The following is a 12,751-nucleotide window of genomic DNA, read 5'->3' as shown; positions in this document are numbered from 1 at the left end:
AGCCCGCTCCCACATTTGGAATGCATTCCCCTGTGGGAGCGGGCTTGCCCGCGATAGCGCCCTGCCAGGCGCCTGATTACTCAGCGATCAACCAATCCATCTGCCACCCACCCTGGGTCTGCCCAAGCTGCTTGGACAACCACGGCAGCAATTCCCGCAACTCCTCTTCCAAACCCCACGGCGGATTGGCAATCGCCAGGCCCGAGCCGGTCAGGGTGTTCGGCGTATCCAATGGATGCACCAACAACTCCACACGCAACAGCTTCGGCGCCCCCGTGCCGGCCAGGTCCTGATAGAAACGGCGCAACATGCGCTGGTCCTTCACCGGGTACCAGATGGCGGCGACGGTCTGACGCATGCGGCTCACGGCTTCCTTGAGGGACGCGGCGCAGCGTTGCATCTCGTCGAGTTTCTCGAACGGCGGGTCGATCAGCATCAACGCGCGTTTTTCCGGCACCGGCAGCAAGGCACGCGGCACATGCCAGCCTTCGCCCAGGTGCACTTTGACGCGGCGATCACCCTTCATGTTGTCCTTGAGCAGCACGCCGTCTTCCGGGTGCTTTTCATTGAGCAGCACGCGGTCCTGCGGCCGCGTGAGGCGGCGCGCCAGCTCCGGCGAGCCCGGGTAGTAGCGCAACTGGCCATCCGGGTTCATCTCGTGCAGCACGCGCATGTAATCAGCGGTCAGCGGCGGCAGGTCGCTTTGGCCCCACAGGCGCGCAATGCCTTCCAGGTATTCACCGGTCCGGTTGGCCTGGTCGCCCTGCAAGTCGTACAGGCCGATCCCGGCGTGGGTATCGAGGTAGGTGAACGGCTGCTCCTTGCGCGACATCAGGGCGATGAGGCGGGTCAAGGTCAGGTGTTTGAAGACATCGGCGTGGTTGCCGGCGTGAAAGGCGTGACGATAATTCATGGTTGCTCCTGCGCAGGGGGCGAAGTTTACCTTTTACGCGGGCTCAGGTGCAGTGCGGTGCTTATGCTTAAAGCGCAGGAACTTCGCTGAAAATGATCTAGGCGGTTATGTGGGAGCGGGCTTGCCCGCGATGCAGGCGACGCGGTATTACCTGCACACTGCGGTGATGCTATCGCAGGCAAGCCAGCTCCCACACTGTCCAAGGAGGTCAAAACAATCATGAAAGACGCCACCCTCGCATTGCACCACGGCTTCAAGTCGGACCCCACCACCAAGGCCGTCGCTGTACCGATCTACCAGAACGTCGCCTTCGAATTCGACAACGCCCAGCACGGTGCCGACCTGTTCAACCTGGACGTGCCCGGCAATATCTACACGCGCATCATGAACCCCACCAACGACGTGCTGGAGCAACGCATTGCGGCGCTGGAAGGCGGCATCGCGGCCCTGGCCGTGTCGGCCGGCAGCGCGGCGATCCACTATGCGATCCAGACGCTGACGCGCGCCGGCGACAATATCGTCACCACACCGCAGCTCTACGGCGGCACCTACACCCTGTTCGCGCACCTACTGCCGAGCTTTGGCGTGGACGTGCGCTTCGCCCGTGACGACTCCGCGCAAGCCATCGCCAAACTGATCGACGACAACACCAAGCTGGTGTACTGCGAAAGCATCGGCAACCCGGCGGGCAATATCATCGACCTGCAAGCCCTGGCCGACGTCGCCCATGCCCGTGGCGTGCCGCTGATGGTGGACAACACCGTGGCCACGCCGATCCTGTGCAAGCCGATCAGGTTCGGCGCCGACATCGTCGTGCATTCGCTGACCAAATACATCGGCGGCCATGGCAACTCCCTGGGCGGCGTGATTGTCGACAGCGGCACCTTCCCCTGGACCGATTACCCGGAGAAATTCCCCGGCCTCAACAACCCCGAGCCGGCCTATCACGGCGTGGTCTACACCGAGAAATTCGGCCCCGCGGCCTTTATCGCCCGCGCCCGCACCGTGCCGCTGCGCAATACCGGCGCGGCGCTGGCGCCGATGAACGCCTTCCTGCTGCTACAAGGCCTGGAAACCCTCGCACTGCGCATGGAGCGCCACACCGAAAACGCCTTGAAGGTCGCGCAGTTCCTGCAAGGCCATCGCGACGTGGAATGGGTCAGCTACGCCGGCCTGCCGGATCATCCGCACCACGCCCTGGCGCAGAAATACCTGCAGGGCAAACCCTCGGCGATCCTGTCGTTTGGCTTGAAGGGCGGCTATGAAGCCGGTGTGCGCTTCTACGACGCGCTGCAAATCTTCAAGCGCCTGGTGAATATCGGCGATGCCAAGTCCCTGGCCTGCCATCCGGCCTCCACCACCCATCGGCAGATGAACGCACAAGAGCAGGCCAAGGCCGGGGTGAAACCGGAAATGATCCGCCTGTCGGTGGGCATCGAAGCGATTGAAGACCTGCTCGAAGATTTGCAGCAGGCCTTGGGCTCAACCCAGCTCTGAGGCGATGTAGTCGGCCAGCGCTGCATGGCTGGTGGGCGAAATCCGCACGAAGCGGGCGACCTTGTGGCGCAAGGTCGCTGGCGTGAAGGCAGCGCAGAGGTCGGGGCGCTGTTCTTCGAGCCATTGCAGCAGGTTGTCGATCAGCGTCTGCGGTGATTGGCCCGCCAACTGCGCCACTAACGGCGCCGGCACTTGCCACCAGGGACTGGCTTTGGCTGCCGTCACCGCGCCTGTCGCCACGCTCAGCGCCTGGCCATTGATCAAGTAGCGCTGGAACACTGGCAATATCTCCTCTCCCGATTGCTGAATGATCGGCAACATCTGGGCGCCGTCCCAAAAGCGCAGGAACACCGCCTGACCCTCCGGCAGGTACACCTTGGTCAGGCTTTGCAGGTGCGCGATCACCGTTTCCAACGGGCTGGACGAGACGGCCAGCCAGCCCCAATCGGTGGATGCGGTGGCCGCAGCCCAATCAAGGAAGGGACTGCCACGCTCGACGATGGCGACGTAGGGCATGACCTCATCCCATGACGCATAGGCCGTGCCGGCCCAAACCGGGTGCAGCGCCGTTGCGCCTGCATGGGTTCGCCACGCCGTCAGCGGCTTGGCGTCGCTGGCCGCGCCGACGATGGCGAAGAGTTGTTCACCGGGGAGCAAGGTTTGATGCATCGTCGTCAGATCCATTCAGGGCTGGCGCACAGGCCGTTCTTGCAGCGCTCACACTCTTCGCAAAACGGCGCGCTGCGCTTGAGGCTGGCCACTTGCGCGCGGCTCAACGGTGCGGGTATGACCGCCAGCAGTGTCTCCTTCAATCCCGGCATCAGCGGCGCAGCGACCGCAGCAGGCGCGCCACCAAGCTGGATCGGCACGCTGCTGAAAATCCCGCCCGCCGACAACGTGATCGACTGCCCGCCCGCTTGAATCGTCACGGACGCGCCCGCATCGATGACCACACTGTGCCCGGCACCGATCTGAATGGTGCGCCCGGCACGCATCTGCTGGGAGCCGCCGACCACCAGGTGATCGTCCTGCTTGAGTTCGGTCAGGCGGTTGCCGTGGGTGATGCGCTGTTCCTCACCTTGCAGCTCATGGTGGGATTCGCCGCCCACCCGCACCTGACGCCGGTTATCCACCTGCACCTGCTGGTCATGCAGCACGTGCTGGGTCCAATCGCGCTGGGCGCGCAGGTAGATTTCCTCGGCGCCCTTGCGGTCCTCGATGCGCAGCTCGTTGTAGCCGCCGCCACCGGGGCTGCTGTGGCTGCGGAATGTGCTGCGGGTCTTGTCTGCAGGCAGGTCGAGCGGCACAGGTGTCGCCGCGTTGGGCAGGCAGCCCATCACCAGGGGCATGTCCATATCGCCATTGACGAAGCCCACCAGCACTTCCATGCCCACGCGCGGGATCAGCACCGCGCCATAGCGGTCATGGGCCCAGCCGCTGGCGACCCGCAACCAGCAGCTGGAATGATCGTTGTGTTTGCCGTTGCGGTCCCAGGCCAATTGCACTTTGACCCGGCCGTATTCGTCGCAATGGATTTCACTGTCGGCGGGGCCGGTGACCACCGCGTTCTGATAGCCGGAAATGCTCGGACGCTCAGGCAATGGCGGGCGAAAGATCGCCTCCCAGGGCGCTGCGATAAAGCTGTTGCGATAACCCTGGCGAAAATCGCCGCCCGCCGGCTCGGTAACCGCTTCCTCCAACACCTGGGGCTGCTTGCCCTCGTGGACAACCTGGGTCACCAACCACTCCTCATTCCAGGCCTCACGGGGGTGGCCGCTGAGCCGCAGGAAGCGGCCGCTGGCCAGCGCCGGCTCGTCGCCACTGCCACGGGCGATTTGATAGTCACTGCGCCGCCGCTCCAGGCCACGTTGCGCAAGGTACTTGCCATGGGCGCGGTCGCTGAAGTGTCCGGGATAATCCTGCACTTCCAGGCGCGGCAGTTGCTCGCCAGCCACCGTGCTTTCCAGCGCCAGGCGCGGCTTGCGCCAATCGTAATCGCGCAGGTTCAGCACCGTGGCGCGGGCCTCCAGTTGCACGGCAAAGCGCTTGATCGCCGGCGTGTCGGCGACCATCCCGGAGCCGGGGGTGTAAGGGGTGGGCTGCTCAGCCCGGGCAAAGACCGTCTGGTCATCGCCAAACACCAGCAGGTGCCGGTCGCTCGCATGCTGGAAGTGATAGTGGATGCCCGCCTCGGCACACAGGCGCTGGACGAACGCCAGATCGGTCTCGCCAAACTGCACGCAGTACTCGCGCTCGGGGTAAGTGCCGCTCAAGTGAAATGCAAAGCGGTCACTCTGGATGCCCTGCCCCACCAGCACCTGCGCCACGATCTGCGGCACCGTCTGGTGCTGGAAAATTCGTTGTTGGCTGCTGTGTGCCAGGTAGGTCAATTGCGGCACGAGGCTGATCTGATAACGCGTCAGGCGCCGCCCGGAATCGCCTTGCGCGACGCGATAGACCAGGCCATGGACACCGTGACCCTGGTTGTCGAAGCCCAGATACACCGGACGATGCAGCAGGCCTTCGAGGTCGATGTCGGGCTGTTCGCTGACCAGCTCAAGGTCAAAGCGATAGGGCTGGCTGAGTGCTTCGGTGCCACTGAAGCTGAAGACCTTGAGGTCACTGGCGACCCCGTCCAGGGTCAGGTTGAAGGCACTTTGATTGGCAGGAGCGAACATCCGGTGTTTCTCTGCGAAAGGGTGGGCGGGGGATAGTGCCTCAGCCTTTTGCCCTGCTGATCGCGGCGCAGACAAATCAGTAAATCCTTACGACTTAGGTTTCGTTTGCTTGGATTTTTCGCACAAAAATACAGGCGTCTGACGGAAGCCTTTCATCGCTGTGTAGCCCGTTTCCCAAAGTCAAAAAACCACCCCAAATTCCCCACGCATAACCACGACGATTACCAGACGACTGATTAAATTTCGCAGCCATGTTCATGCAAAAGGAATGTGTTCATGGCCAGTCGTCTCTACACCGAATCGCGGGGGAGCGTGTGATGCCTCAGCCCTACGGTTTTCTCAATCACCGGCAACAAACGTCCGTGGAGCTCAAGGCGAGCTTGCGGTTGAGCAAGCACGCCGAAGTCAAGTTTGACGCGCTGAATACGCATATCCGCAATGTGGTGGTGCTGCCGGGGCAACTGGTGATCGTCGGTGACGAGACGGTTGCCGCGCGCACCTCGGAGGAGTCACGGCTGATGTGCGCGGCTTGGGATATTCGCCATAGCGTGATGGCCCATGGCGGGGATGCCTTTGCGCTGCAGAACTACGATTTGCTGCAAAAGTTGCTGGGGTACGCTTCGCTGGGGATCGGCACCGCAGGGGATGCCTGGAGTCGGCATTTGCAGGAAATCGTGAAAACCCTCGATGAAATCGAGGCACTGCATAAGCAATCGCTGCGCCGGGGCGGTGGCGCTGCACGAGATGATTTCCTGGCTCGCCGCCAAGTGCTGTTTGCCAAACTGGAAGCGCAAATGCGCAGCTTTGCGCGTTATGGTACGGGCCTGCGCAATGAAGGTTCGATCAAGAAAATGCTGGGGATATCCACCAGGAGCTATTTGCACACCGGGGAGATAAATCGATACGCAGAAACGATTGCGAAAATTTCGAAGACGGCGAAGCTGCTTAAACACGGCACGCCGTTGGGGATAGCGTTGAGTACGACAGCGACGGCGCTGGAGATCAAGGAGGCGTGTTCTACCGGGAGGGAGGAGCAGTGTACGAAGGCGAAATATGTGGAGGTGGGGAAGTTGGGTACGGGGGTTGTTGGAGGGGCATTGGGGGGTGCTGTCGGGGCATCCGTGTGCGTTGCCATATTGGCCCCTAGTACCGGTCCTGGGGCATTGGCCTGTTTCTTGATCGCAGGTGGCATAGGCGGCGCAACAGGTGGTCACTTCGGGGGCATGCTCGGCGAAGAAGTGGGAGAACGATTGTATGAGCCTTGATAGCTTCTTAAGTCTGCCAGCACAGACATTGGTCGTAATCGGTACATTACTCGCGATGATCACCTCCTACGTAATGTTGCTCTTCTTTTGCTATCTGAAGCTTGAGTCCATGGAAGCGCTCCTGAACAAGTGCCCCCTCGCTTGCCACGCCGACTATTTAGGAAACTCATACCGCGGGCGAATGGCGAGACTTTGCGTAGTGTATTGCATCATCGCCCTGCCCCGACGCTTTGCAAAACGGGGCGCCGCCGACCTGGAGCAAGCGCGGGCCTTTCCCCGCAAAACAAAAATCCTGCTTCACATAATGTTCCTGCTCTGCACACTAAGCCTGGTGGGAATGGGCGTGGCTGCCTCAGATTGACCCGCAGAAACAAAAACGGCCCGCCATCCAAAGGACGCGGGCCGTTTTCTCCACTCAACAGGCGATTTTTACTTGTTGAGGTTGTAGTCCTTCTCCGCCGCATCAAAACGCTCGACCATACCCGCAGTCGGTGCGCCCAGCTTGCTCACGAAGTAGATCGCCAGGCTGGCGAAGATAAAGCCCGGGATGATTTCGTACAGGCCCAGCAGTTCGAAGTGTTTCCACACGATCACGGTGATCGCGCCAACCAGGATGCCGGCCAGTGCGCCGTTGCGGGTCATGCCTTTCCAGATAACCGAGATCAGCACCACAGGGCCGAACGCTGCGCCGAAACCAGCCCAGGCGTAGCTCACGAGGCCCAGTACGCGGTTGTTCGGGTTGGCGGCCATGGCGATGGCGATCAGCGCAACCACCAGCACCATCAGGCGGCCGACCCACACCAGTTCAACCTGAGAGGCGTTTTTGCGCAGGAAGGTCTTGTAGAAGTCTTCGGTCAGGGCGCTGGAGCACACCAGCAGTTGGCAGCTCAGGGTGCTCATCACGGCAGCCAGGATAGCCGACAGCAGCACGCCAGCAATCCATGGGTTGAAGAGCAGCTTGGCCAGCTCGATGAACACACGCTCGTGGTTCTCGTTGACCGGGCCAGCCACTTCCGGGTGCGCCGAGAAGTAGGCGATACCGAAGAAACCCACCGCGACGGTACCGGCCAGGCACAGGATCATCCAGGTCATGGAGATACGGCGCGCGTTGGCGATCGACTTCACCGAATCCGCCGCCATGAAACGCGCGAGGATGTGCGGCTGGCCGAAGTAACCCAGGCCCCAGCCCATCAGCGAAATGATGCCGATGAAGGTGGTGTTTTTCAGCATGTTGAAGTTGTCAGGGTTCTTCGCTTCGATGGCGAGGAAGGTGGTATCAACGCCACCGGTGGCCAGCAGCACGATGATCGGCGTAAGGATCAGCGCGAAGATCATCAGCGTGGCTTGTACGGTATCTGTCCAGCTCACTGCCAGGAAACCACCGACGAAGGTGTAGGCAATAGTCGCGGCAGCACCGGCCCACAGCGCCGTCTCGTAGGACATGCCGAAGGTGCTTTCGAACAAGCGGGCACCGGCGACGATGCCGGAGGCGCAGTAGATGGTAAAGAACACCAGGATCACCACGGCGGAGATGATCCGCAGCAGGCCGCTTTTATCTTCGAAACGGCTGGAAAAGTAATCCGGCAGGGTCAGGGCGTCGCCGTTGTGTTCGGTCTGTACCCGCAGGCGACCGGCCACGAACAGCCAGTTGAGGTAAGCACCGACGATCAGGCCGATGGCGATCCAGCTTTCCGACAGGCCGGACATGTAGATCGCACCGGGCAAGCCCATCAACAACCAGCCGCTCATGTCCGAAGCACCAGCCGACAGAGCCGTGACCACGCTACCGAGGCTGCGACCGCCGAGGATGTAATCGGAAAGGTTGTTGGTGGAGCGATAGGCCATGAAGCCAATCAGCACCATTGCTGCGATGTAGATCACAAACGTGATCAGGGTTGGATTACTTACGCTCATATGAGTGACGCCCTGGCTTTGTTTTTATGTAGCGGCGGTCTGTCAGACGGCCACCCACTGCAAGTAGGTAGACGTAACTGCGTGCCGCGCATTTATGACTGACGTTTCCCCAGGAAAGCCGTCAGCCGATGAACCGACTCGTGGAGGTGGTTGCACCTTGGGCGCGAATGCTATTCAACAAAGCAAATAAGGTGCAACCAGTTTCGTGAGAATAAGTTGCACCCAAGTGTGAATTCAGCAAAACACCCCGTTCTTGCTCCTTTTCGGAGCAAGAACAGCCGATCTCAGAAGCAAATGCACCACCGTGAAGCAGATTCCGCTGAGGGTCGGTTTTTTTCATGCGCCCCCCTGAAAATTTCATGCATAAAAAGGGTTGCACCCGGTTGCACCTCTGCATGGGCAAAGCTAATCTTGCCGCCAGCTGATGCCACTCGGTAGTGGCACCCATGAGGATAAGAAAATGGCTACGACCACCCTTGGGGTCAAACTCGACGACCCGACCCGCGAACGCCTGAAGGCTGCCGCGACCTCCATTGATCGCACGCCGCACTGGCTGATCAAGCAGGCGATTTTCAATTACCTGGAGAAACTGGAGGGTGGTGCAACCCTGACCGAACTCAATGGCTTGAGCAGCAAGGACGCCGACGACGCAGGCGAGGTGCAGACCGACCACGCCCACCAGTGCTTCCTGGAGTTCGCCGAGAGCATCCTGCCGCAATCCGTCCTGCGCGCTTCGATCACCGCCGCTTACCGCCGCCCTGAGCCGGAAGTGGTGCCGATGCTGATCGAACAGGCTCGCCTGCCGGCACCGATGGCTGAAGCCACCAACAAGCTGGCCGCCTCGATTGCCGAAAAACTGCGTAACCAGAAGAGTGCCGGCGGCCGTGCCGGTATTGTTCAGGGCCTGCTGCAAGAATTTTCCCTATCGTCCCAGGAAGGCGTGGCGCTGATGTGCCTGGCCGAAGCGCTGCTGCGCATCCCGGACAAGGGCACCCGCGACGCCCTGATCCGCGACAAGATCAGCACCGGCAACTGGCAGCCGCACCTGGGCAACAGCCCATCGCTGTTCGTCAATGCCGCCACTTGGGGCTTGCTGCTGACCGGCAAACTGGTCGCCACCCATAACGAAGCAGGCTTGACCTCGTCCCTGAGCCGCATCATCGGCAAGAGCGGCGAGCCGATGATCCGCAAGGGCGTCGACATGGCCATGCGCCTGATGGGCGAGCAGTTCGTCACCGGCGAAACCATCGCCGAAGCCCTGGCCAACGCGAGCAAGTTCGAAGCCAAGGGCTTCCGTTATTCCTACGACATGCTCGGTGAAGCCGCACTCACCGAACACGATGCACAGAAGTACCTGGCCTCGTACGAGCAAGCCATTCACTCCATCGGCAAAGCCTCTCACGGCCGTGGGATTTATGAAGGCCCGGGCATCTCCATCAAGCTTTCGGCCCTGCACCCGCGTTACAGCCGTGCGCAGTACGAGCGTGTGATGGACGAGCTTTACCCGCGCCTGCTGTCCCTGACCCTGCTGGCCAAGCAATACGACATCGGCTTGAACATCGACGCCGAAGAAGCCGACCGCCTGGAACTGTCGCTGGATCTGCTGGAACGCCTGTGCTTCGAGCCGCAACTGACCGGCTGGAACGGCATCGGTTTCGTCATCCAGGCGTACCAGAAGCGCTGCCCGTATGTGATCGACTACGTCATCGACCTGGCGCGCCGCAGCCGCCACCGCCTGATGATCCGCCTGGTAAAAGGCGCGTACTGGGACAGCGAGATCAAGCGCGCCCAGGTCGAAGGCCTGGAAGGCTACCCGGTGTACACCCGCAAGGTGTACACCGACGTTTCCTACATCGCCTGCGCACGCAAACTGCTGTCGGTGCCGGAAGTCATCTACCCGCAGTTCGCCACGCACAACGCCCACACCCTGTCGGCCATCTACCACATCGCCGGTCAGAACTATTACCCCGGCCAGTACGAGTTCCAATGCCTGCACGGCATGGGTGAACCGCTGTACGAGCAGGTTGTAGGCAAGGTCTCCGATGGCAAGCTGAACCGTCCGTGCCGCGTGTACGCTCCGGTCGGCACCCACGAAACACTGCTGGCTTACCTGGTGCGTCGTCTGCTGGAAAACGGCGCCAACACCTCGTTCGTCAACCGCATTGCCGACCAGTCCATCTCGATTCAGGAGCTGGTGGCCGATCCAGTGGCCAGCATCGAGCAAATGGCCACGCTGGAAGGCGGCTTCGGCCTGCCGCACCCGCGCATTCCATTGCCACGCGACCTGTACGGCAGCGAGCGCGCCAACTCCGCCGGTATCGACCTGGCCAACGAACACCGCCTGGCATCGCTGTCCTGCGCCCTGCTGGCCACGGCCCACAACCACTGGAAAGCCGCGCCGATGCTCGGTTGCGCTGCCAGCAACCAACCCGCTGCACCGGTACTGAACCCGTCCGACCTGCGTGATGTGGTCGGCCACGTGCAAGAAGCCACCGTCGAAGACGTGGATAACGCGATCCAATGCGCCATCAACGCCGGTCCGATCTGGCAGGCCACCCCGCCCGCCGAACGCGCTGCGATCCTGGAGCGCGCTGCCGACCTGATGGAAGGCGAGATCCAACCGCTGATGGGCCTGCTGGCCCGTGAAGCCGGCAAGACCTTCGCCAACGCCATTGCCGAAGTGCGCGAAGCCGTGGATTTCCTGCGCTACTACGCGGTGCAGGCACGCAACGATTTCACCAACGACGCCCACCGCCCACTGGGCCCGGTGGTCTGCATCAGCCCGTGGAACTTCCCGCTGGCCATCTTCAGTGGCCAGGTTGCCGCTGCACTGGCCGCCGGCAACCCGGTACTGGCCAAGCCGGCCGAGCAAACCCCGCTGGTCGCTGCACAAGCCGTGCGCATCCTGCTGGAAGCGGGCATCCCGGAAGGCGTGCTGCAATTGCTGCCGGGCCAGGGCGAGACCGTGGGTGCGCGCCTGGTGGGTGATGATCGCGTCAAAGGCGTGATGTTCACCGGTTCCACCGAAGTGGCGCGCCTGCTGCAACGCAATGTCGCCGGGCGCCTGGATGCCCAGGGCCGGCCGATCCCGCTGATCGCCGAAACCGGCGGGCAGAACGCGATGATCGTTGACTCCTCGGCGCTGACCGAACAAGTGGTCATCGACGTGGTGTCCTCGGCCTTCGACAGTGCCGGCCAACGTTGCTCGGCCCTGCGTGTCCTGTGCTTGCAGGAAGATTCGGCAGACCGCGTCATCGAAATGCTCAAGGGCGCCATGGCGGAATGCCGCCTGGGTAACCCGGAACGCCTGTCGGTGGATATCGGCCCGGTGATCGACGCCGAAGCCAAGGCCGGCATCGAGAAACACATCCAGGCCATGCGCGACAAAGGCCGCAATGTGTATCAGGTGGCGATTGCCGACGGCGAAGAGATCAAGCGCGGCACCTTCGTGATGCCCACCTTGATCGAACTGGAAAGCTTCGACGAACTGCAACGGGAGATCTTCGGCCCGGTGCTGCACGTGGTGCGCTACAAGCGCAAAGAGATCGACCAGCTCATCGGCCAGATCAACGCGTCGGGCTACGGCTTGACCCTGGGCGTGCACACCCGCATCGACGAGACCATCGCCAAGGTGATCGACAACGTCCATGCCGGTAACGTCTACGTGAACCGCAACATCGTCGGCGCCGTAGTTGGTGTGCAGCCGTTCGGCGGCGAAGGTCTGTCGGGCACCGGCCCGAAAGCCGGTGGTCCGCTGTACCTGTATCGCCTGCTTTCGACTCGTCCTACGGATGCCATCGAGCAATCCTTCGTACGTGGCGACAAGCTGAGCGCGCCGGATGTGCGCCTGCGTGACGCCATGAGCCAACCGCTGACCGCCCTGAAAGCCTGGGCCGACAGCCACAAGCTCAGCGACCTGAGCGCCCTGTGCGAGCAGTTCGCCGCGCAATCGCAAAGCGGTATCACCCGCCAACTGGCCGGCCCGACCGGCGAGCGCAACAGCTACGCGATCCTGCCACGCGAGCACGTACTGTGCCTGGCGGACGTGGAAAGCGACCTGCTGACCCAACTGGCCGCTGTGCTGGCGGTAGGCGGTTCGGCGGTATGGCCAGAGACTGACGTGACCAAGGCCGTGTTCCCACGCCTGCCTAAAGAGATTCAGGCGAAGATCAAGCGCGTGGCTGACTGGACCAAGGACGACGTGGTGTTTGACGCGGTTCTGCACCACGGTGATTCCGATCAACTGCGTGCGGTGTGCCAGCAAGTGGCGCAGCGCAATGGCGCGATTGTCGGGGTGCATGGCTTGTCCCAGGGCGAGACGGCGATTGCGCTGGAGCGCCTGGTGATCGAGCGGGCGTTGAGCGTTAACACTGCTGCGGCGGGTGGTAACGCTAGCCTGATGACTATCGGCTAACTGACACAACGCGGTCAGAAATGTGGGAGCGGGCTTGCTCGCGAATGCGGTGGATCAGTGACAGATGTAC

9 protein-coding genes are annotated in these 12,751 nt (G+C 61.9%); 4 read left to right on the top strand and 5 right to left on the bottom strand.

What is annotated here, in order from left to right:
* Nucleotides 1–76 precede the first annotated feature (76 nt).
* The gene (locus tag NUV89_RS22385) at nt 77–913 is read right to left on the bottom strand and encodes a 23S rRNA (adenine(2030)-N(6))-methyltransferase RlmJ (protein ID WP_017734897.1); all 837 of its coding nucleotides are present in this window, start codon (nt 911–913) and stop codon (nt 77–79) included.
* Between the two features lie 219 nt (nt 914–1,132).
* Between NUV89_RS22385 and NUV89_RS22380 the strand changes: the two genes are divergently transcribed.
* The gene (locus tag NUV89_RS22380; protein ID WP_257783020.1) at nt 1,133–2,410 is read left to right on the top strand and encodes an O-acetylhomoserine aminocarboxypropyltransferase/cysteine synthase family protein; all 1,278 of its coding nucleotides are present in this window, start codon (nt 1,133–1,135) and stop codon (nt 2,408–2,410) included.
* On the opposite strand, the gene NUV89_RS22375 is transcribed toward NUV89_RS22380, so the two are convergent.
* Together NUV89_RS22375 and NUV89_RS22370 are read right to left on the bottom strand one after the other, a co-directional pair.
* The gene (locus NUV89_RS22375; RefSeq protein ID WP_257783019.1) at nt 2,396–3,079 is read right to left on the bottom strand and encodes a DUF4123 domain-containing protein; all 684 of its coding nucleotides are present in this window, start codon (nt 3,077–3,079) and stop codon (nt 2,396–2,398) included. The two genes, NUV89_RS22380 and NUV89_RS22375, sit on opposite strands and share 15 nt — an antisense overlap.
* A 5-nt stretch (nt 3,080–3,084) precedes the next feature.
* Nucleotides 3,085–5,088: a type VI secretion system tip protein VgrG gene (locus tag NUV89_RS22370; protein ID WP_257783018.1), complete on the bottom strand. Its 2,004-nt coding sequence runs from the start codon at nt 5,086–5,088 to the stop codon at nt 3,085–3,087.
* Nucleotides 5,089–5,405: 317 nt separating this feature from the next.
* On the opposite strand from NUV89_RS22370, the gene NUV89_RS22365 reads away from it, so the two are divergent.
* Both NUV89_RS22365 and NUV89_RS22360 read left to right on the top strand, forming a co-directional pair.
* Nucleotides 5,406–6,353, top strand: coding sequence for a hypothetical protein (locus tag NUV89_RS22365; RefSeq protein WP_257783017.1), 948 nt, complete (start codon nt 5,406–5,408; stop codon nt 6,351–6,353).
* Nucleotides 6,343–6,714 (top strand): hypothetical protein, encoded by a 372-nt coding sequence (locus NUV89_RS22360; RefSeq protein WP_257783016.1) that lies wholly within the window; start codon nt 6,343–6,345, stop codon nt 6,712–6,714. Before NUV89_RS22365 ends, NUV89_RS22360 begins: the two co-directional genes overlap by 11 nt.
* Nucleotides 6,715–6,782: 68 nt before the next feature.
* On the opposite strand, the gene putP is transcribed toward NUV89_RS22360, so the two are convergent.
* Nucleotides 6,783–8,267 (bottom strand): sodium/proline symporter PutP, encoded by a 1,485-nt coding sequence (putP, locus tag NUV89_RS22355; RefSeq protein ID WP_207041217.1) that lies wholly within the window; start codon nt 8,265–8,267, stop codon nt 6,783–6,785.
* Nucleotides 8,268–8,388: 121 nt separating this feature from the next.
* The gene (locus NUV89_RS22350; RefSeq protein ID WP_257783015.1) at nt 8,389–8,607 is read right to left on the bottom strand and encodes a hypothetical protein; all 219 of its coding nucleotides are present in this window, start codon (nt 8,605–8,607) and stop codon (nt 8,389–8,391) included.
* 120 nt (nt 8,608–8,727) lie between these two features.
* Between NUV89_RS22350 and putA the strand changes: the two genes are divergently transcribed.
* Complete coding sequence (gene putA / locus NUV89_RS22345; protein WP_257783014.1) at nt 8,728–12,681, top strand: trifunctional transcriptional regulator/proline dehydrogenase/L-glutamate gamma-semialdehyde dehydrogenase; 3,954 nt, start codon at nt 8,728–8,730, stop codon at nt 12,679–12,681.
* The last annotated feature ends 70 nt before the right edge of the window (nt 12,682–12,751 follow it).

Origin of the sequence: Pseudomonas sp. 18.1.10, assembly GCF_024655625.1 — a bacterium.
GTDB lineage: Bacteria > Pseudomonadota > Gammaproteobacteria > Pseudomonadales > Pseudomonadaceae > Aquipseudomonas.
This window is presented reverse-complemented; position numbering and strand designations above follow the sequence as displayed.